The organism is Amycolatopsis sp. NPDC088138, assembly GCF_044741685.1.
Taxonomy (GTDB): domain Bacteria; phylum Actinomycetota; class Actinomycetes; order Mycobacteriales; family Pseudonocardiaceae; genus Amycolatopsis.
In genome coordinates this window covers 393,022-410,588 of record NZ_JBIUTB010000003.1, presented here as the reverse complement: position 1 = coordinate 410,588, position 17,567 = coordinate 393,022, and the positions used below count along the sequence as shown (strand labels likewise).

The 17,567-nt window shown below is 69.2% G+C and carries 19 protein-coding genes; 11 read left to right on the top strand and 8 right to left on the bottom strand.

Annotated elements, in window-relative coordinates; translation table 11 throughout:
* Window positions 1–534 precede the first annotated feature (534 nt).
* The gene (locus ACIOD2_RS16875; RefSeq protein WP_400538768.1) at window positions 535–1,341 is read left to right on the top strand and encodes an exodeoxyribonuclease III; all 807 of its coding nucleotides are present in this window, start codon (window positions 535–537) and stop codon (window positions 1,339–1,341) included.
* Here the strand turns inward: ACIOD2_RS16875 and ACIOD2_RS16870 are convergent.
* The gene (locus ACIOD2_RS16870) at window positions 1,338–1,811 is read right to left on the bottom strand and encodes a cupin domain-containing protein (protein ID WP_400538766.1); all 474 of its coding nucleotides are present in this window, start codon (window positions 1,809–1,811) and stop codon (window positions 1,338–1,340) included. The two genes, ACIOD2_RS16875 and ACIOD2_RS16870, sit on opposite strands and share 4 nt — an antisense overlap.
* A 64-nt stretch (window positions 1,812–1,875) precedes the next feature.
* Here ACIOD2_RS16870 and ACIOD2_RS16865 point away from each other — a divergent pair, with 64 nt between their 5' ends.
* The gene (locus ACIOD2_RS16865) at window positions 1,876–2,373 is read left to right on the top strand and encodes a MarR family transcriptional regulator (protein WP_323329653.1); all 498 of its coding nucleotides are present in this window, start codon (window positions 1,876–1,878) and stop codon (window positions 2,371–2,373) included.
* Window positions 2,374–2,426: 53 nt separating this feature from the next.
* Here ACIOD2_RS16865 and ACIOD2_RS16860 read toward each other — a convergent pair whose 3' ends face one another.
* On the bottom strand, window positions 2,427–3,164 hold the full coding sequence (locus tag ACIOD2_RS16860) for a chitinase (RefSeq protein WP_400538764.1): 738 nt from the start codon (window positions 3,162–3,164) through the stop codon (window positions 2,427–2,429).
* 466 nt (window positions 3,165–3,630) lie between these two features.
* On the opposite strand from ACIOD2_RS16860, the gene ACIOD2_RS16855 reads away from it, so the two are divergent.
* The 7 genes from ACIOD2_RS16855 to ACIOD2_RS16825 all read left to right on the top strand — a co-directional run bounded on the left by ACIOD2_RS16855 (window position 3,631) and on the right by ACIOD2_RS16825 (window position 9,346).
* Window positions 3,631–3,993: a hypothetical protein gene (locus tag ACIOD2_RS16855; RefSeq protein ID WP_400538762.1), complete on the top strand. Its 363-nt coding sequence runs from the start codon at window positions 3,631–3,633 to the stop codon at window positions 3,991–3,993.
* A gap of 46 nt (window positions 3,994–4,039) precedes the next feature.
* Window positions 4,040–5,071 (top strand): tryptophan--tRNA ligase, encoded by a 1,032-nt coding sequence (trpS, locus tag ACIOD2_RS16850; RefSeq protein WP_400538760.1) that lies wholly within the window; start codon window positions 4,040–4,042, stop codon window positions 5,069–5,071.
* Entirely contained in the window at window positions 5,068–5,625 is a 558-nt protein-coding gene (locus ACIOD2_RS16845) for an AAA family ATPase (protein ID WP_400538758.1), read from the top strand. Before trpS ends, ACIOD2_RS16845 begins: the two co-directional genes overlap by 4 nt.
* An 88-nt stretch (window positions 5,626–5,713) precedes the next feature.
* The gene (yhjD, locus tag ACIOD2_RS16840) at window positions 5,714–6,730 is read left to right on the top strand and encodes an inner membrane protein YhjD (RefSeq protein ID WP_400538756.1); all 1,017 of its coding nucleotides are present in this window, start codon (window positions 5,714–5,716) and stop codon (window positions 6,728–6,730) included.
* 56 nt (window positions 6,731–6,786) lie between these two features.
* Complete coding sequence (locus ACIOD2_RS16835; RefSeq protein WP_400538754.1) at window positions 6,787–7,893, top strand: acyl-CoA dehydrogenase family protein; 1,107 nt, start codon at window positions 6,787–6,789, stop codon at window positions 7,891–7,893.
* A gap of 8 nt (window positions 7,894–7,901) precedes the next feature.
* Window positions 7,902–8,903 carry an NADP-dependent oxidoreductase gene (locus ACIOD2_RS16830; RefSeq protein WP_400538752.1) on the top strand — a complete coding sequence of 334 codons (1,002 nt, stop codon included), beginning with the start codon at window positions 7,902–7,904 and terminating at the stop codon, window positions 8,901–8,903.
* A complete protein-coding gene (locus ACIOD2_RS16825; RefSeq protein WP_400538750.1) occupies window positions 8,900–9,346 on the top strand; it encodes a winged helix-turn-helix transcriptional regulator in 447 nt (148 codons plus the stop codon). Before ACIOD2_RS16830 ends, ACIOD2_RS16825 begins: the two co-directional genes overlap by 4 nt.
* On the opposite strand, the gene ACIOD2_RS16820 is transcribed toward ACIOD2_RS16825, so the two are convergent.
* Complete coding sequence (locus ACIOD2_RS16820; RefSeq protein WP_400538748.1) at window positions 9,343–10,593, bottom strand: D-alanyl-D-alanine carboxypeptidase family protein; 1,251 nt, start codon at window positions 10,591–10,593, stop codon at window positions 9,343–9,345. The genes ACIOD2_RS16825 and ACIOD2_RS16820 overlap by 4 nt on opposite strands.
* A gap of 43 nt (window positions 10,594–10,636) precedes the next feature.
* Between ACIOD2_RS16820 and ACIOD2_RS16815 the strand changes: the two genes are divergently transcribed.
* Both ACIOD2_RS16815 and ACIOD2_RS16810 read left to right on the top strand, forming a co-directional pair.
* Entirely contained in the window at window positions 10,637–10,870 is a 234-nt protein-coding gene (locus tag ACIOD2_RS16815; RefSeq protein WP_400538746.1) for an SCO4848 family membrane protein, read from the top strand.
* A gap of 74 nt (window positions 10,871–10,944) precedes the next feature.
* Window positions 10,945–12,339: a S8 family peptidase gene (locus ACIOD2_RS16810; RefSeq protein ID WP_400538744.1), complete on the top strand. Its 1,395-nt coding sequence runs from the start codon at window positions 10,945–10,947 to the stop codon at window positions 12,337–12,339.
* An 87-nt stretch (window positions 12,340–12,426) separates the two neighbouring features.
* Here ACIOD2_RS16810 and ACIOD2_RS16805 read toward each other — a convergent pair whose 3' ends face one another.
* From ACIOD2_RS16805 to sdhC, 5 genes are all read right to left on the bottom strand, one after another.
* A complete protein-coding gene (locus ACIOD2_RS16805) occupies window positions 12,427–13,305 on the bottom strand; it encodes a hypothetical protein (RefSeq protein ID WP_400538742.1) in 879 nt (292 codons plus the stop codon).
* A gap of 253 nt (window positions 13,306–13,558) precedes the next feature.
* On the bottom strand, window positions 13,559–14,329 hold the full coding sequence (locus tag ACIOD2_RS16800) for a succinate dehydrogenase iron-sulfur subunit (RefSeq protein WP_328445266.1): 771 nt from the start codon (window positions 14,327–14,329) through the stop codon (window positions 13,559–13,561).
* On the bottom strand, window positions 14,329–16,083 hold the full coding sequence (gene sdhA, locus ACIOD2_RS16795) for a succinate dehydrogenase flavoprotein subunit (RefSeq protein WP_400538740.1): 1,755 nt from the start codon (window positions 16,081–16,083) through the stop codon (window positions 14,329–14,331). Before sdhA ends, ACIOD2_RS16800 begins: the two co-directional genes overlap by 1 nt.
* Before the next feature lie 19 nt (window positions 16,084–16,102).
* Entirely contained in the window at window positions 16,103–16,516 is a 414-nt protein-coding gene (locus tag ACIOD2_RS16790; RefSeq protein ID WP_247060758.1) for a succinate dehydrogenase hydrophobic membrane anchor subunit, read from the bottom strand.
* 1 nt (window position 16,517) lies between these two features.
* The gene (sdhC, locus tag ACIOD2_RS16785) at window positions 16,518–16,961 is read right to left on the bottom strand and encodes a succinate dehydrogenase, cytochrome b556 subunit (protein ID WP_285456018.1); all 444 of its coding nucleotides are present in this window, start codon (window positions 16,959–16,961) and stop codon (window positions 16,518–16,520) included.
* Between the last annotated feature and the right edge of the window lie 606 nt (window positions 16,962–17,567).

Here is a 17,567-nt window from a genome sequence, read left to right as displayed (position 1 = left end):
ACGCCTGCGATTGCCGGCGCCGCGCCCGTCGTCCCACCACGTCCGCGACGGCCAATGTGCGCCCGACGCCCAGCCCAGCCGACGGTCCGCCGTGCCCGCGAGGCCAACGCGCCGCTGCGCCCGACCCCAGTGCACCCGGTGGCCACCACCAACGCCGCGCCCAGCCGCGAAACACCGCACGCCCGACCCCGGCGCACCCGGTGGCCACCACCAACGCCGCGCCCAGCCGCGAAACACCGCACGCCCGACCCCGGCGCACCCGGCGGCCACCACCAACGCCGCGTCAGGCCGCGAAACAACCGCACACCCGACCCCGGCGCGCCCGGCGGCCACCACCAACGCCGCGCCCAGCCGCGAAACACCGCACGCCCGACCCCAGTGCACCTGGCGGCCACCACCAACGCCGCGTCAGGCCGCGAAACTCCGCACGCCCGACCCCAGCGCACCTGGCGGCCACCGCCAACGCCGCGCCCAGCCGCAAAACAACCGCACACCCGACCCGGCACCGCGACCACCGCACCCCCGGCCGGTAGCGTGCTGTTCGTGCTGACCGTCTCCACCGTGAACGTCAACGGCCTTCGCGCCGCCGCCAAGAAGGGCTTCGTCGAGTGGCTCGCCGCCACGAAGGCCGACGTCGTCTGCTGCCAGGAGGTGCGCGCCACCGCGGAGCAGCTTCCCGCGGACGTCGTCGACCCCGATGGCTGGTTCGCGGTGCACGCTCCCTCCGCCACCAAGGGCCGCAACGGCGTCGCCGTCTACAGCCGCGTCGAGCCCGATGCGGTCCGGGTCGGTTTCGGGGAGCCCGAGTTCGAAGACAGCGGGCGGTACCTCGAAGTCCACCTGCCGAAGGTCGTCGTCGCGAGCCTCTACCTGCCCAGCGGGGACGTCGGCACCGAGCGCCAGGACGAGAAGGAACGCTTCATGGCCGCGTTCCTGCCCTACCTCGTCGAGCTCCGGGCCAAGGCCGCCGCCGACGGGCGGGAAGTGGTCGTCGTCGGGGACTGGAACATCGCCTACGACAACGCCGACCTCAAGAACTGGCGCGGCAACCGCAAGAACTCCGGCTTCCTGCCCGAGGAACGCGAGTGGCTCGGCCGGGTCTACACCGAGGCCGGCTACGCCGACGTCCAGCGCCGCCTCGACCCCGAAGGCCCCGGCCCCTACACCTGGTGGTCCTACCGCGGCCAGGCGTTCGACAACGACTCCGGCTGGCGCATCGACTGCCAGCTCGCCACCCCCGGCCTCGCCGAGAAGGTCGTGGACGTCGTCGTCGAGCGGGCCGCGGCCTACGACCAGCGCTGGTCCGACCACGCGCCGGTCACCGCGACCTACGACATCTAGGCCGCGCGGGTCGCGCGCCAGGTCTCGCTGTCGACGAAGTGGTTGTCGAAGCGTTCCTGCGACGCCAGGATCTCCGCCGGTGACGCCTCGCCGCGCCGGATCCGGTCGATCATCCGGAAGTACTCGAACCGCTCGACGCCGGGCGTGAACACGATCAGCACGTCCGCGCCGGACCGCGCAGTCGCGCCGAAGGCGTGCGTCGTGTGCGGCGGCACGAACAGCATGTCGCCCGTCCGCACCGTCACCACCTCCTCACCCTGAAGCACCTCCAACTCCCCGTCGAGCATGAAGAACATCTCCGCCGACGAGGTGTGGAAGTGCGGGGTCGCGCCGTCGCGCCCGCGGCTCAGGCAGGCGCGGTTGGTGCTCAGGTGCCCACCCGTCTGGGAGACGTCGGCGAGCAGCGTCATCGTGTCGGGTGTGGTGCCGAGCTGCTCGGCTTCGTCGTGGCGTACCAGCAAGGTTGTCATGCCGAGATGGTTCCACGGCAGATAGTTCGCTGTCAAACTATCTGGGAGCGAATAGACTGTCCGCGTGACTGACGAAGACGCCGTCGACGCCGTGGTGTCGGCGTGGGCCCGCGAACGCCCCGACCTCGACCTGACCGCCATCGGCGTGGCCGGCCGGCTCGGCCGGCTGAGCCTGGTGCTCGGCCCGGCGCAGGAGCGCGTCTTCGGCAAGTTCGGCCTGCAGCGCGGGGAGTTCGACGTCCTGGCCGCGCTCCGCCGCTCGGGGAAGCCCTACACGCTGATCCCGTCCGAGCTGTCCGCGACGCTGATGATGTCCCGCGCCGGCATGACGAGCCGCCTGGACCGGCTCGAAGCCGCCGGGTTCGTCGAGCGCACCCTCGACCCGAACGACCGCCGCAGCTTCCGGATCCGCCTGACGGACCGGGGTTTCGAGGTCGTCGACGCCGCGATGACCGAGCACACCGCGAACGTCACCGAGCTGCTCTCTTCGTTGCGGGGCAAGGAACTCGGTCTGCTCGACGACGTCCTGCGCAAGCTGCTCCGGGAGTACGACACCCCGTGAACGAGAACAGGGCCTCCCCGGAAGGGAAGGCCCTGTTCGTCCGCGGCCGGAGGTCAGCAGGACAGGTTGTCACCCGTCGGGACGCCGAGGACCCCGGTGATCTGCGTGTACTTGTCGACCCGGCTCTGGACCTGGGCCGGGTTGCCGCCGTTGCACTCGATGGACCCGTTGATGCTGCGGATCGTCTCGCCGAAGCCGCGCTGGTTGACCATCGCGTCGTGCGGCGTCATCGTGCCGGGGCCGGTCTGCGTGTTCCAGTACCAGAGCCCGGTCTTCCACGCGACGGCCGAATCCTGCTCGACCAGGTACGGGTTGTTCAGCAGGTCGATGCCGAGCGAGTCACCCGCGGCCTTGTAGTTGAAGTTCCAGCTCAGCTGGATCGGGCCGCGGCCGTAGTAGGCCGCGGTGCCCGCGGGGCAGCCGTAGGACTGGCTGGTGTCGCAGTAGTGCGGGTAGTTCGCGGTGTTCTGCTCGACGACGTAGACGAGACCGCCGGTCTCGTGGTCGACGTTCGCCAGGAACGCGGCCGCTTCCTGCTTCTTCACGGTGTCGTCACCGGTGTTGGCGAAGCCCGGGTACGCGTCGAGCGCCGCGGTCAGGCCGCTGTAGGTGTAGAAGCTGTTGCGGCCTGGGAAGATCTGGTCGAACTGCGCCTCGCTGACCACGAAGGAAGCGTCCGAAGTGGACGGTGCGGCGGACGCGGTCGTGGTGGGGAGCGCGACGGCCGCGGCGGTGGCGGCGAGTGCGCCCACCGCCACTCCGGCGCGCTTCAGGAACCGGGGGAACGACATGCGGGACTCCTCTGCTGTCATGCCCGGTCGTGCGCGGTCCGACCAAGCCGTGAATTCTTTTCGGAGTTACGTCAAGAGGTATAGACCAATCACCAACGGGTGAAACGGGGTCGAAGCGAAGAGGCCGCGATCGGAGCAGCGTGAACTGCGGCGAATGGCAGAACGTGAGGTGTTGTTGCGATGAACGGGTGACCAACGACCGGACAACGATCGGCCACTCTCTACTTTGGGTATGAGCGTTCCGTCTTCCGCAACACCGTTCGGGTGATCGATGTGAACCCTGGGGGTGCCCAGATCGTGTTCTCCGATGGGCGCTAGTCTCGGGCCCCGAGTCGAGCGGGTCTTCAGGCCTTGACACGCTCGGTAGTTTTTTGACCAGTAGCACGCAGCGTCTCACTCATTTGGGTGAGCGTTTCGCTCGTCACTCGCGGGAGGCACTCCGGTGCGCAACCCAGGTCATCTCCTGATGCGGTCCACGCTGCGCGGGTTCCGCGCCGCCGCGGTCCTCGTCGTCGTCCCGGCCGGCCTGCTGGCCGCCGGTGCGGCCACGGCGCTGGCCGACGTCACGACCGCGCAGGCCGACACCAACACCGACAGCTTCGGTGTGCTGGGCCCGGTCGGCCTGGTCGCCGTCGCGCTCGGCATCGTCGGCATGACGCTGGGTGTGCTGCGCCAGCGCCGCAAGACCCGCTCCACCGCCGAGGTCGTCGAGGCCGTTCCGGTCGTCCCGGAGGTCACCGGCCCGGTGACGGCGCTGGCGGAGGCCGTCCTGTCCGAGCCCGACGTGGCCCCGACGCGCCCGTTCCTGGCCCCGCACCCGCACGCCTGAGGCCCCTCGGCGCCGTCGGTGCGCCACGGCCTGAAAGAATCCTCGCGTGTCCGAAGAGCAGATCGCAGCCGCCCGCCGCCCGCGGGTCCTGTCCGGGATCCAGCCGACCGCCGACTCGTTCCACCTCGGCAACTACCTCGGCGCGCTGCGCCAGTGGGTGCGGATGCAGGACACGCACGAGACGTTCTACTGCGTGGTCGACCTCCACGCGATCACCGTCGAGCAGGACCCGAAGGTGCTGCGCCAGCGCACCCGCGTCTCGGCCGCGCAGCTGCTGGCCATCGGCATCGACCCGAGCCGCAGCGCCCTGTTCGTGCAGAGCCACGTGCCGGAGCACGCCCAGCTGAGCTGGGTCCTGGAGTGCCAGACCGGCTTCGGCGAGGCCGGCCGGATGACGCAGTTCAAGGACAAGTCCGCGAAGCAGGGCTCCGACCGTTCGAGCGTCGGCCTGTTCACGTACCCGATCCTGCAGGCCGCGGACATCCTGCTCTACCAGGCGGACGCCGTCCCGGTCGGCGAGGACCAGCGCCAGCACCTGGAGCTGACGCGCGACCTCGCGCAGCGCTTCAACAACCGGCTGGGCAAGACGTTCGTCGTGCCGGAGCCGTACATCATCAAGGACACGGCGAAGATCTACGACCTGCAGGACCCGACGAGCAAGATGAGCAAGTCGGCCTCCGCCGCGAACGGTCTCGTGGAGCTGCTCGAAGACCCGAAGCGCTCGGCGAAGAAGATCCGCTCGGCGGTCACCGACACCGGCCGCGAGGTCGTGTTCGACGCCGAGAACAAGGCGGGTGTCTCGAACCTGCTGACGATCTTCTCGGCGCTCACCGAGCGCACGATCCCGGACCTCGAAGCCGCCTACGAAGGCAAGGGTTACGGCGACCTGAAGAAGGACCTCGGCGAGGCCTTCGTCGACTGGGTGACGCCGATCCAGGACCGGGTCAAGTCCTATTTGGACGACGTGACCGAGCTGGACAAGGTTCTCGCGGCGGGCGCCGAACGCGCGCGCGAGGTGGCGTCGAAGACGCTGGCCAAGACGTACCAGCGGATCGGTTTCCTGCCGCCGGTGCGGTGAAACTCGTCCTGCTCAACGGCCCGCCGGGCAGCGGCAAGTCGACGCTCGCCCGGCGTTACGCCGACGACCACCCGCCGGCCTTGGCGCTCGATGTCGACCACGTTCGTTCCTTCATCGGAGGCTGGCGCGCGACGCCGGGCCCGGCCGGTCTCCTCGCGCGGGACATCGCCGTGGCCGCCGCGCGCACGCACCTGACCGCCGGGTACGACGTCGTGGTGCCGCAGCTGCTGGCCCGGCCGGAGTTCCCGGAGCGGCTCGAAGCGCTGGCCCGCGAAACCGGCGCGAGCTTCCACGAGATCCTGCTGCTCCCCGGCCGTGAGGAGGCTCGCCGGCGCTGCGTGGCACGCGGCGTGTCGGAAATCGAGACGGCCGAGCCGCTCACCGACGACCAGTTCACGGCGATGTACGACCGGGTCGCCGCCTTCGCCGAAGATCGGCCGCGGGTGAGGGTTCTCCGTGCGGGCAAGATCGACCACACGTACCAGGACCTTCTCGACGCCCTTGGACATCCGGGCGCGACCGGGAATCACCGTCGTCCCGGCGCGCGCCAGTGATCAAGAACTGACCTACCAGGCCCTTCTCGCCTCCCTCACGCAGGCCGCTCGCGTTGCGGGAGTCACCCGGCGTGGTTAGCGTTTCACGGTGGCGAACGAAGAAGAAGCGAAGGAAAAGCTCCTGCCGCGGCTGCGGCGGAAGTACCCGTGGCTCGATCACCTGATCCGGGCGAACGAGGCCTTCACCGAGCGGTACGGCAACCACTACGCGGCCGCCATCACCTACTTCAGCGTCCTGTCGGTCATCCCGATCCTGATGGTCGCCTTCGCCGTGGTCGGGCTGGTCGTCAACCACGACCCGCACATCATCGATCAGATCAAGACCAGCATCAACGACTCGGTGCCCTCGGGCCTGCGCAGCCTCGTCCAGGGCATCGTGGACGCCGCGATCGGCGCCGGCAGTGGAATCGGGATCTTCGGCCTGCTCATCGCCCTCTACTCCGGCATCGGCTGGATGGCGAACCTGCGTGACGCGCTCACCGCGCAGTGGGGTCAGGAGAAGCAGCCGCAGCCGTTCGTCAAGCAGACGCTCAAGGACCTCGTCGCGCTGGTCGGGCTGGGTGTCGCGCTCGTCGTCTCGTTCGCGCTGACCGCGATCGGCGGCGGTGTCGGGAACTTCCTGCTCGGGCTCGTCGGGCTGGCGGACGAGACCTGGGCGAAGGTCCTGCTCCGCATCGCGACCATCGTGCTCGGCCTGGCCGCCAACACCCTCGTCTTCCTCTGGGTCATCGCGCGCCTGCCCCGCGAACGCGTCGCGCTGCGCAGCGCCGTCAAGGGTGCGGTGTTCGCGTCCATCGGGTTCGTCATCCTGCAGCAGGCCGCCACGTTCTACCTGGCCAGCGTCACGAAGTCGCCGGCGTTCGCGCTGTTCGGCCCGGTCATCGGCCTGCTCGTGTTCGCCAACTTCGTCTCGCGCTTCCTCCTGCTCGTCACGGCGTGGACCGCGACGGCCAAGGAGAACCAGCGCAAGGTCATCGCGCCGCCGGTGCCGGTGCGGCTGGAGCAGAACGTCACCGTGCAGCGCGGGCCGGGCTTAGGTGCCGTCGCGGGTGCGTTCAGCGCCGGGGCGCTGCTCGCGTGGCTGGGTGGCCGTCGCAAGTCTTGACAGCGAGCGGGTCGGTAAAGAAACTGAACCGGTAAGAATTCTGAACCGGAGGTTTCATGCTGGACGCCGCCCGCGAGTGTGCCGCCCTCGCCAAGACGCTCGCGCCGGTCACCGAGCGGAACCGCGCGCTGCCGGCCGAGCTCGTTGCCAAGCTGACCGACGCCCAGCTCCTGCGCAGCGGCGTCCCCGGTCACCTCGGCGGGCCCGAAGCGCCACCGGCCGTCAGCCTCGAGACGGCGGAGACGGTCGCGCGCGGCGACGCGTCGGCCGGCTGGTGCGTCTCGATCGCCGTGACGAGCAGCCTGCTCTCGGCCTACGCCCCGCGGAAGTGCGCCGAGGAGGTCTTCGGCGACCCGCGCACGGTCGCGGCCGGCGTCTGGGCGCCGCGCGGGGCCGGCAAGAAGGCCGACGGCGGTTACGTCGTCTCCGGACGTTGGTCGTTCTGCAGCGGAATCCCGCACTGCGACTGGCTTTTCGCCGGGTTCGTGCATGAGAGTGCGTTGTATGTCGCCGCGTTGCCGAAGGCGGAGATCGAGGTGCTCGACACCTGGCACACCAACGGCCTGCGCGGCACCGGCAGCCACGACTGCGTGGCCGAAGAACTGTTCGTCCCCGAACACCGCGTCTTCTCGGTGATGGGCGGGCCGCCCGAGGAAGCCGTTGCGCTGCATCGGTTCCCGCTCTTCGGCTATTTCGCGCTGTCCGTCGCCGCGGCCGCGCTGGGCAACGCCCGCGGCGCGATCGACGACCTGGTCGAGCTGGCCTCGACGCGCAAGCCGCTCGGCTCCAGCCGGTCGCTGGCCGAGCGGTCGCAGACCCAGGCCGCCGTCGCGGAGGCCGAGGCCGCTCTGCGCGCGGCCCGGCTCTTCTACTACGCGAGCATCGACGACGCCTGGCAGGCGGCGCAGGGCACCGACCCGGTGCCGGACCGTCTCAAGCTCGGCCTCCGGCTGGCCGCAACGCACGCGACGCGCACCGCCGCGAAGGTCGCCGACAGCATGTACGACCTCGCCGGCGGCGCGGCGATCTACGAGACGTCGCCGCTGCAGCGCCGGTTCCGCGACGCGCACACGGCCACCGCGCACTTCCAGGTCAACCCGGCCAGTTTCGAGCTGTCCGGCAAGCTGCTGCTGGGCGTCCCGGCCCGCACCGAACAGTTCTGAGGAGTCCCGTGCCCGTCAACGCCCAGTACCGCCTCGCCGCCCGGCCGTCCGGCCTGCCGAAGGACGAGGACTGGCAGTACACCGAGGACGCCGTCCCGTCGCCCGGTGACGGCGAGTTCCTGGTCGAGGTCAAGTACCTCTCGCTGGACCCGGCGATGCGCACCTGGATGAACCCGGGCCGGTCGTACGTGCCGCCGGTCGGGATCGGCGAGGTCATGCGCGCGGCCGGGATCGCGGAGGTCGTCGAGTCGAACCACCCCGGGTTCAAGGCCGGGCAGAGCGTGTTCGGCACGTTCGGCGTGCAGAACTTCGCCGTCTCGGACGGCACGGACGTGCAGGTCGTCGACACGTCGCTCGCCCCGGCGCCGACGTTCCTCGGGACGCTCGGCATCAGCGGGATCACCGCGTACTTCGGGCTCTTCGACGTCGGCCGCCCGGAGCCGGGCCAGACCGTCGTGGTGTCGGCCGCGGCCGGGTCGGTCGGCATCGTCACCGGCCAGCTCGCGAAGATCCACGGCTGCCGCGTCGTCGGCATCGCAGGCGGGGCGGAGAAGTGCCGGACGCTCGTCGAGGAGTACGGCTTCGACGCCGCCGTCGACCACCGCGCCGGGAACCTCCGCGCGGACCTGAAGGAGCACGCGCCGGACGGCATCGACGTCTTCTTCGACAACGTCGGCGGCGACGTCCTGGAAGCGGCGCTCGCCCGGCTCGCGCGCGGCGCCCGGATCGTGCTGAGCGGCGCGGTTTCGCAGTACAACAGCACTGAAGGCCCGCGTGGTCCGGCCAACTACATGCAGCTGCTGGTGCGGCGCGCGTCCATGACCGGGTTCGTCTTCTCCGACTACGCCGACCGGTACCCGGAGGCGATCGAGGCGCTGGCCGGCTGGGTGCGCGAAGGCCAGCTGAAGGCGCGCGAAGACGTCGTAACGGGCGGGATCGCGAAGTTCCCGGAGACGCTGCTGAAGCTGTTCCGCGGCGAGAACACCGGCAAGCTGGTGCTGGCGCTGTGACCGACCTCCGGCACCGGTTCACGGCGGACTCGGTCGGCCGGGCGCTCGACCTGGTCGGGGAGCGGTGGAGCCTGCTGATCCTGCGCGAGTCGTTCTTCGGCGTCCGGCGCTACGGCGAGTTCGCGCGCAACCTGTCGATCCCGCGCCCGACGTTGTCCGCGCGGCTGAAGACACTCGTCGAAGCGGGCGTGCTGTCGCGCGTCGAGTCGACTCCGGACCGGCCGGAGTACCACCTGACGCAGGCCGGACGTGACCTGTTCGGCGCCGTCGTCACGCTCATGCAGTGGGGTGACAAGCACCTCGCCGGGCCGGACGGGCCGCCGATCCTGTTGCGGCACAACGACTGCGGCGAGATCACCGAGACCTACGTGGCCTGCGGGCACTGCGGCGGCGCGATCGCCACCGACAAGGTGACGCCGGAGCTCGGGCCCGCGTTCCGCTAGTTCCCTTCGGCCTTCTTGCGCTGGTGCCCGACCACGAACGCGCCGACGATGATCAGGAACACCACCAGGGTGATGATCCAGCCGGTGACGCCGAACGGGTCGTCCTTGGCGGCCGCCGCGGTGGACGTGCCGCTGTTGGTCGCGGTGCTGCCGTCGGGGAGGATCGTCGGTTCGCCGCTCTCGGGCGTCGCGGCGGGGGACTGGTAGGTGATCCGGCCGACCGGCTCGGCGTGGTCGGCCTCCAGCGCGAAGCCGTAGTCGAGCAGCTTCCCGGCCTGGTCGACGACCTTGGTCGGCTTCTGTTCGGCCCGCAGCATGACGACGGCGAGCCGCTTGCCCTTCTGCTGCGCCGCGCCGACGTAGGTGTGGCGGGCGTCGTCGGTGAAGCCGGTCTTGCCGCCGAGGAAGCCCGGGTAGACGCCGAGCAGCTTGTTGTCGTTGTAGACCGGGATGGCCGGTTTGCCGCCGACGGGCGGGATCTCGAAGTCCTTGGTCGCGACGGTCTTCGCGAACTCCGGCTGCTTCATCGCGTAGTGGAAGATCAGGCTCAGGTCGTAGGCCGACGTCGACATGCCCGGCCCGTCCAGCCCCGACGGCGTCGCGGCGCGGGTGTCGAGGGCGCCGATGCGGGCGGCCAGCGCGTTCATCTTCGTCACCGTGGCGTCGACCCCGCCGAGCGCCGTGGCGAACGCGTGCGCGACGTCGTTGCCCGAGTGCATCAGCAGGCCGTGCAGCAGCTGGTCGACGGTGTAGCTCCCGCCGGCGACGATGCCGACGCAGGTGCACTCCTGCTCGGCGTCCTCCTTCGTCGCGACGAGCACCTGCTCGGGCTTCAGCTGGGTGACGACGACGAGCGCGAGCAGCGTCTTGATGAGCGACGCCGGCCGCTGCCGGGCGTGCGGGTCCTTGGCCGCGATGACCGCGCCGGTGTCGAGGTCCTGCACCACCCAGGACGCGGCGGTGTTGCCCTCCGGCGGGTTGAGCGCGCCGTTCGGGGTGATGAGGCCGCACTCGGCCAGCCGCGGGCCGCCGACCGGCGCCTGGGGCACCGGCAGCGGCGCGGGCGCCACCCGGCCGGGGGCCGGCTTCTCCGACGTGTCGACCGCGGGCGGCGGCGCTTGGTGGTTCGCGCACTGCGCTCCCTGCGGCGGCGCGGCGGCCGCGAGGACCGGCGTGCCCATGGCCAGGAGACCGGCGGTGAGCGTCGTCGTGAAGACCTTGAGCGACCGGGAGGCGACGGAGTGCACCCACGCAATCTAGCGTCGTTGCCGCCCGCGCATACTCAGGGGCATGCGGATTTCCCGGCGCACCTCACTGTTCCTGCTGGCCTTCGGCGTCTGGTCGTGGATCATCTGGATCACCTTCGCCAAGAACCTCTGGGCGAGCGACCAGTCTTGGACGCCCGACGGCTCGCCGACCGCGTACTTCGTGGTGCACGCCGTGCTGACCGTCGTGTCGTTCGTGCTGGGGACGCTCATCGGGATCCTGGGCTGGCGCGGCTTCCGGGCGGCGCGGGCCGCCTGAGGGTTGTCCACCTTTGGTCGGTGGCGCCCGGTTTCGGGCTGGCTTAGGTTGACGCCACCGAACATGGAGGTGGAATGTCCCGTTTACGCCGAATGGCGGCTCCGCTGGCGCTGGTCGTCGGAGGTGGCCTGCTGGCCGTCGCCCCGGCCGCCGAGGCCGCCCCGGTCGCCTGCGACACCACGAGCACGGCCTACACGTACGTCGTCACCTACCAGCCGGGCACGCGCGCGTCGGCCGTCGACAAGGAGCTGGCCGCGAAGTGCGGCACGAAGGTGGCGTACTACGGCGAAATCGGCGTCGCGATCGCCAGCTCGCGCAACGCGGACTTCCAGCAGAAGATCGGCGTCTACCGGGCTTACTCGGGCGGCAAGGACGTGGCTTCCGCTGGTGCTGCCCGGTCCTCCCTGGGGGCGGTCCGGACGCTGGAGGACACCCAGTCGGTGGCCGCCGAGGGTGACCTGTCGGCGCAGCAGTGGGACATGAAGGCGATCCACGCGCCCGAGGCGAACAAGAAGTACCAGGGCAGCCGTTCGGTGACGGTCGGCGTGCTGGATTCGGGCATCGACGCCACGCACCCGGCGCTCAAGGCCGCGATCTCGCCGTCGGAGTCCGCGGGCTGCATCACGGGCGCGCCGGACCTTTCGCCGGCGTCGTGGGCCCCCACGACGTCCGACCACGGAACGCACGTGGCGGGCACGATCGCGGGCAAGGACCCGGCGGCGGGCTTCACGGGCATCGCGCCGGGTGTTCGCCTGGCCTCGGTGAAGGTCGTCAACGACGACGGTTACATCTTCCCGGAGTCGGCGGTCTGCGGCTTCGTCTGGGCGGCGAAGCACGGCTTCCCGGTGACGAACAACAGCTACTACATCGACCCGGGCATGTTCTTCTGCTCGAAGGAGCCGGGCGACGCCGCGGCGTACGAAGCGGTCCGTCGCGCGATCACCTACTCGACGCACCACGGAGTCCTGAACGTCTCGGCGGCCGGCAACTCGGGCTTCGACACGACAACGCAGACCACGGACCCGAACCGCCCCCACCCGGTGGACAAGACGTGCGGCATCCTCCCGAAGGCGATCGACGGAGTGGTGACGGTGTCCTCGGTGGGCTACGCGGGCACGAAGTCGTCGTTCAGCAACTACGGCTCAATCGACGTAACAGCCCCCGGCGGCGACTTCGCCCAAACACCCCCCGCCGGCGCTGGCCCGTCCTGCCCGCTGTCATCAACGGTCTTCGGCGGCCTGTACGGCTCGAAGTGCGGCACCTCAATGGCGTCCCCGCACGCGGCGGGTGTCGCTGCTTTGCTGGCATCCCGCTTCCGCGGCATCCCACCGCAGCTGCTGTCCCGCTTCCTGACGGGCGAAGCGGACCCGGTTTCGTGCCCCACCACCGAGGCGACGTGCACAGGCCCGGCACGAGACAACTCCTACTACGGCCACGGCCTGGTAAACGCCCTGGACGCAGTCCACTAACCCGCTCCCGCAGCTCCCAAGCTCCGACTGCCGTGAATGGCCCATTGAGGGACTCTAAGTCCCTCAATGGGCCATTCACGGCAGTGCTCAAGCCGCCTCTTGTGCCAGGAGGACGGGCGGGCGTGGCCGAGCTGCTGCCGCTCGATAGGCGGCTTCGAGCTCTTGCACGACTCCGCCTGGGTCGTCTCTCAGGCGAGACGGGAGGGTCGGGACCACCGTGATTCCAGCGGCCGCGTATCTGGTGTTCCGCTGTAGGGTCCGGGCATAGTCGTCACGGGAGAAGTGAAAGTCGACGGAATCGATTTCCCAGGCCAGTGCAACGTCCTCCCACCACCCATCAGGTCGGCCGATGTAGTTCCCCATCGCGTCACGGATCACCGGGTTCCAGTGCGTCGGGGGAACCGATAGGCGCTTGCTCAGTTCCTTGGCCCGCGCTTCGGCGACCGATCGAAGATCGAGCCATTCCGCAAGGAGTCTGCGCGGCAGTGCGGTGCCGCGCTTGGTTCCGCGATCCAATTCCGCAGCGATTGCCGTCGGCGAGCACCTTCCGCGCTGGATCGCCTCCACGAGGAGTTCGCCGATCGGTTCTTCGGTCCGGATCCGGCGTGTCGCGTCCGTGACCGCACGGACGAGTGGCGCCAGGGGAATGTCTTGGCGCACGTGCGGAGCCGGCAACCGCCAGGTGCGCTCGACAGTCACGTACTCGCTGCTCAATGCCTTGTGCTGCTGGTGAATCAGCAGGTGCACGTCGTCTGGTGAGAACGCGGCGGGCACACGGAGACCGTACTGTCGGCAAGCCGTCGCGCCGGTGATCATGGATCTTGGCCCGCCGTACAGCAGGGCAGCCAGGAGCTGTTCGCGCCTCGACGGTGTGGTGTTGTGCAGCAGGATGACTCCTGGCAGCAAGCGTTGCCAGGGACCGCTGGGCAGGCACCTCCGGTAGATGACCTTGCTGCTCAGGCCCAACGATTCCAGTGTGATCGCCCTGATCACGCCGTCCCGGCTTCGCTCTCTGAGCAGTTCAGGGTGCTCGGCCCATCGCCCTCGTCTCGGCATGATCCGATCGTGCGGCACCAACCTTCGCTCGCGCCAGTCTTGATCAGCGCCCCTGTGGATAACCCACCCCATGTGGATAACCCGGAAAGCCGTGAATGGCCCATTGAGGGACTCTAAGTCCCTCAATGGGCCATTCACGGCTTTGGAGCTGCGGGAGAAAGCGTCAGACGCGCTTGAAGAGCAGGGCTCGCTTTACTTCCTGGATCGCCTTTGTCACCTGGATGCCTCGGGGGCAGGCGTCCGTGCAGTTGAACGTGGTGCGGCAGCGCCACACGCCCTCGCCGTCGTTCAGGATGTCCAGGCGTTCTTCGGCGCCTTCGTCGCGGGAGTCGAAGATGAAGCGGTGCGCGTTCACGATCGCCGCCGGGCCGAAGTACGAGCCGTCGTTCCAGTACACCGGGCAGGAAGATGTGCAGCAAGCGCACAGGATGCACTTCGTCGTGTCGTCGAAGCGGTCGCGGTCGGCCTGCGACTGGATGCGCTCGCGCGTCGGCTCGTTGCCGTACGTGATCAGGTACGGCTTGATCGCGCGGTACGCCTCGAAGAACGGGTCCATGTCGACGTAGAGGTCCTTCAACGTCGTCAGGCCCTTGATCGGGGCGATCGTGATCGTCGTCGGCTTGCCGGACGACGACAGCAGGTCCTTCATCAGGACCTTGCACGCCAGCCGGTTGATGCCGTTGATCTGCATCGCGTCCGAACCACACACGCCGTGGGCGCACGAGCGGCGGAACGAGAACGTGCCGTCGAGGTAGTCCTTGACGTAGAACAGCAGGTTCAGCAGCCGGTCGGTGCGCTGCGCCGGGACCTCGTAGGACTCCCAGTGCGGCTCCGAATCCACCTCCGGGTTGAACCGGAGGATCTTCAGCGTGACGGTGATCGGCGTGTGCTCGTCGGAAGCGGAAGACGAAGGAGCTTCGGCAATGGCAGTCATCAGTACTTCCGCTCCATCGGTTCGTAGCGGGTGAAGGTAACGGGCTTGTAGTCCAGCCGGATGTCCGAAGCGAGCTCGGAGCCCTGCTTGTACGCCATGGTGTGCCGCATGAAGTTCGTGTCGTCGCGGGTCGGGTAGTCCTCGCGGGCGTGGCCGCCGCGGGACTCCTTGCGCGCGATCGCGCCGACGACCAGCACCTCGGCCAGCTCCAGCAGGAAGCCCAGCTCGACGGCCTCGAGCAGATCGGTGTTGTACCGCTTGCCCTTGTCCGCCACGGTGATCCGCTCGTAGCGGGCCTTCAGCCCCTGGATGTCGGTCAGCGCCTGCTTCAGCGTGTCCTCGGTCCGGTACACCGACGCGTGCGAGTCCATCGTCTGCTGCATTTCCTTGCGGATGTCGGCGACGCGCTCGTCACCGTGCTCCGACAGCAGGCCCGCCAGCTGCTCCTCGACCACCGTAGTCGGGTTCTCCGGCAGTTCGACGTGCTCGTGCGACAGCGCGTACTCCGCGGCGGCGATGCCGGCGCGGCGGCCGAAGACGTTGATGTCCAGCAGCGAGTTCGTGCCCAGGCGGTTCGAGCCGTGCACGGACACGCACGCGACCTCGCCCGCGGCGTACAGGCCGGGGATGACGTTCTCGTTGTCCCGCAGCGCTTCGCCGTGGATGTTGGTCGGGATGCCGCCCATCACGTAGTGGCAGGTCGGGAACACCGGCACCGGCTCCTTGACCGGGTCGACGCCCAGGTAGGTCCGGGAGAACTCCATGATGTCCGGGAGCTTCGCGTTCAGCGTCTCCTCGGGGATGTGCGTGACGTCCAGGACGACGTAGTCCTTGTTCGGGCCGCACCCGCGCCCCTGCAGCACCTCCTGCACCATCGAGCGCGCCACGATGTCGCGCGGCGCCAGGTCCTTGATGGTGGGGGCGTAGCGCTCCATGAACCGCTCGCCGGACGCGTTGCGCAGGATCCCGCCCTCGCCTCGGACGGCTTCGGAGATCAGGATGCCCAGGCCGGCGAGGCCGGTCGGGTGGAACTGGAAGAACTCCATGTCCTCCAGCGGCAGGCCCTTGCGGAAGATGATGCCGAGACCGTCACCGGTGAGGGTGTGCGCGTTCGACGTCGTCTTGAAGATCTTGCCCGCGCCGCCGGTGGCGAACACGATCGACTTCGCCTGGAAGACGTGCAGCTCGCCGGTGGCCAGCTCGTAGGCGACGACGCCGGACGCGACCGGGTTGCCGTCCTCGTCCGGGCTGGTGACGAGGTCGAGCACGTAGAACTCGTTGAAGAACTCCGTGCCGTACTTGACGCAGTTTTGGTAGAGCGTCTGCAGGATCATGTGGCCGGTGCGGTCCGCAGCGTAGCAGGCGCGGCGCACCGCGGCCTTGCCGTGGTCACGGGTGTGCCCGCCGAAGCGGCGCTGGTCGATCTTGCCCTCGGGCGTGCGGTTGAACGGCAGGCCCATCTTCTCGAGGTCGAGGACCGCGTCGATGGCCTCCTTCGCCATGATCTCCGCGGCGTCCTGGTCGACCAGGTAGTCGCCGCCCTTGATCGTGTCGAAGGTGTGCCACTCCCAGTTGTCCTCTTCGACGTTCGCCAGCGCGGCGCACATGCCGCCCTGGGCCGCGCCGGTGTGGGACCGGGTCGGGTAGAGCTTGGTGAGGACCGCGGTGCGGGCGCGCTGGCCGGACTCGATGGCCGCGCGCATCCCGGCGCCACCGGCGCCGACGATCACCACGTCGTACTTGTGGAACTGCATGGTGGGAGGTCTCCGGGCTTCAGTTCGCGGGCATGTTCGGGTCGAACGTGAAGATCACCATGGTGCCGACGGCCAGGATCAGGACCATGGACACGTACAGCAGGATCTTCAGCCAGAACCGCGTGCTGTCCTTGCGGGCGTAGTCGTCGATGATGGTGCGCAGCCCGTTGCCGCCGTGGATCTCGGCGAGCCAGAGCATCGCCAGGTCCCAGAACTGCCAGAACGGGGACGCCCAGCGGCCGGCGACGAAGCCCCAGTTGATCCGGTGCACACCGCCGTCGAGGATGTTCATGATCAGCAGGTGGCCCAGCACCAGGATGATCAGCGCCAGGCCGGAGATCCGCATGAACAGCCAGCTGTAGAGCTCGAAGTTGCTGCGGCGGGCGGCGGGGCGCTTCGGGGCGCGGGGGTTCGCGAGGGCGAGGTCGGCCATGTCAGTTACCCCCGAAGAGCGTTTCGACGGTGCGCTTCAGCATGAAGAACGCACCGGGGACCATCACGACGACCCAGACCACGCCGATCACCCACAGCATCGCCTTCTGCAGCTTCGGGCCCTTCGACCAGAAGTCGACCAGCATGACGCGGATGCCGTTGAGCGCGTGGAACAGCACCGCGCCGACCAGGCCCACCTCGAGGAGGTTGACGATCGGGGTCTTGTAGGTCTCGATGACCTGGTCGTAGGTGTTCGGCGACACGCGCACCAGCGCGGTGTCGAGCACGTGCACGAACAGGAAGAAGAACGTGAGCACGCCGGTGATGCGGTGCAGCACCCAGGACCACATGCCGGGGTCGCCCCGGTAGAAGGTCCCCTGCCGGCGTGAGGCACCCGCCCGATCGCTCGCCCCTGCCTCCGGGGCAGTGCTCGCCGTGGTGGACATCGGTGAACGGCCTCCAACGTCTGACTTGTGCCCGGGTGACCGGTGAGGTCCGCACTGATCGTCGCTGGTCCACTGGGGACGAACTACGGCGGCAATGCCGAGATCAAGGGTCATCGAGCGTGGATGCAAAGGATGCTAGACCCGCCTCGGACGGACGGCTTACCTCCGGGTTCCCCTCTGTGATGGACCAGACACCGGAGTGGGGCCAGGGCCACCCGGCGGTGTGGTCTGGAGCACACGGGTGACGGCTTTCGGGGCGCCGCAGCGGGTATCGCCTCCACCTGCGGCGCCGGTGTCGCGATGTGGGCGCCGTCACAGCCGATCGGGGTCCACTGTGGACGCTGGGTGGCGTTGTGGGGTCGGTTCGCTCGCTCGGAGGACGCCCGGTCGGGTGGTGGCTGTGGGTCTCACGTCGCGCACGAACGCGCACGAGGTTTCGGCGGGCAGGTGGTGAGGGCTGGGGTGGTGCCCGTGGTGGCGCGCTCGCGGCAGTGGCCGCCGGATGCGGATGGAGGCGCCGAGTGCTGACGGGCGGTCGGGTGTCGGGCGTGGATGAAGGCTCGAGTGGCTTCGGGTGGTGACGCCGGTCTGCGGAGGGCTGATGGC

Excerpts from the sequence above, each read along its gene's own strand:
- ACIOD2_RS16870 (WP_400538766.1), bottom strand. The coding sequence starts at position 1,811 with ATGACAACCTTGCTGGTACGCCACGACGAAGCCGAGCAGCTCGGCACC.
- ACIOD2_RS16860 (WP_400538764.1), bottom strand. The coding sequence starts at position 3,164 with ATGTCGTTCCCCCGGTTCCTGAAGCGCGCCGGAGTGGCGGTGGGCGCA.
- ACIOD2_RS16855 (WP_400538762.1), top strand. The coding sequence starts at position 3,631 with ATGCGGTCCACGCTGCGCGGGTTCCGCGCCGCCGCGGTCCTCGTCGTC.
- ACIOD2_RS16835 (WP_400538754.1), top strand. The coding sequence starts at position 6,787 with ATGCTGGACGCCGCCCGCGAGTGTGCCGCCCTCGCCAAGACGCTCGCG.
- ACIOD2_RS16815 (WP_400538746.1), top strand. The coding sequence starts at position 10,637 with ATGCGGATTTCCCGGCGCACCTCACTGTTCCTGCTGGCCTTCGGCGTC.
- ACIOD2_RS16810 (WP_400538744.1), top strand. The coding sequence starts at position 10,945 with ATGTCCCGTTTACGCCGAATGGCGGCTCCGCTGGCGCTGGTCGTCGGA.
- ACIOD2_RS16800 (WP_328445266.1), bottom strand. The coding sequence starts at position 14,329 with ATGACTGCCATTGCCGAAGCTCCTTCGTCTTCCGCTTCCGACGAGCAC.
- sdhA (WP_400538740.1), bottom strand. The coding sequence starts at position 16,083 with ATGCAGTTCCACAAGTACGACGTGGTGATCGTCGGCGCCGGTGGCGCC.
- ACIOD2_RS16790 (WP_247060758.1), bottom strand. The coding sequence starts at position 16,516 with ATGGCCGACCTCGCCCTCGCGAACCCCCGCGCCCCGAAGCGCCCCGCC.
- sdhC (WP_285456018.1), bottom strand. The coding sequence starts at position 16,961 with ATGTCCACCACGGCGAGCACTGCCCCGGAGGCAGGGGCGAGCGATCGG.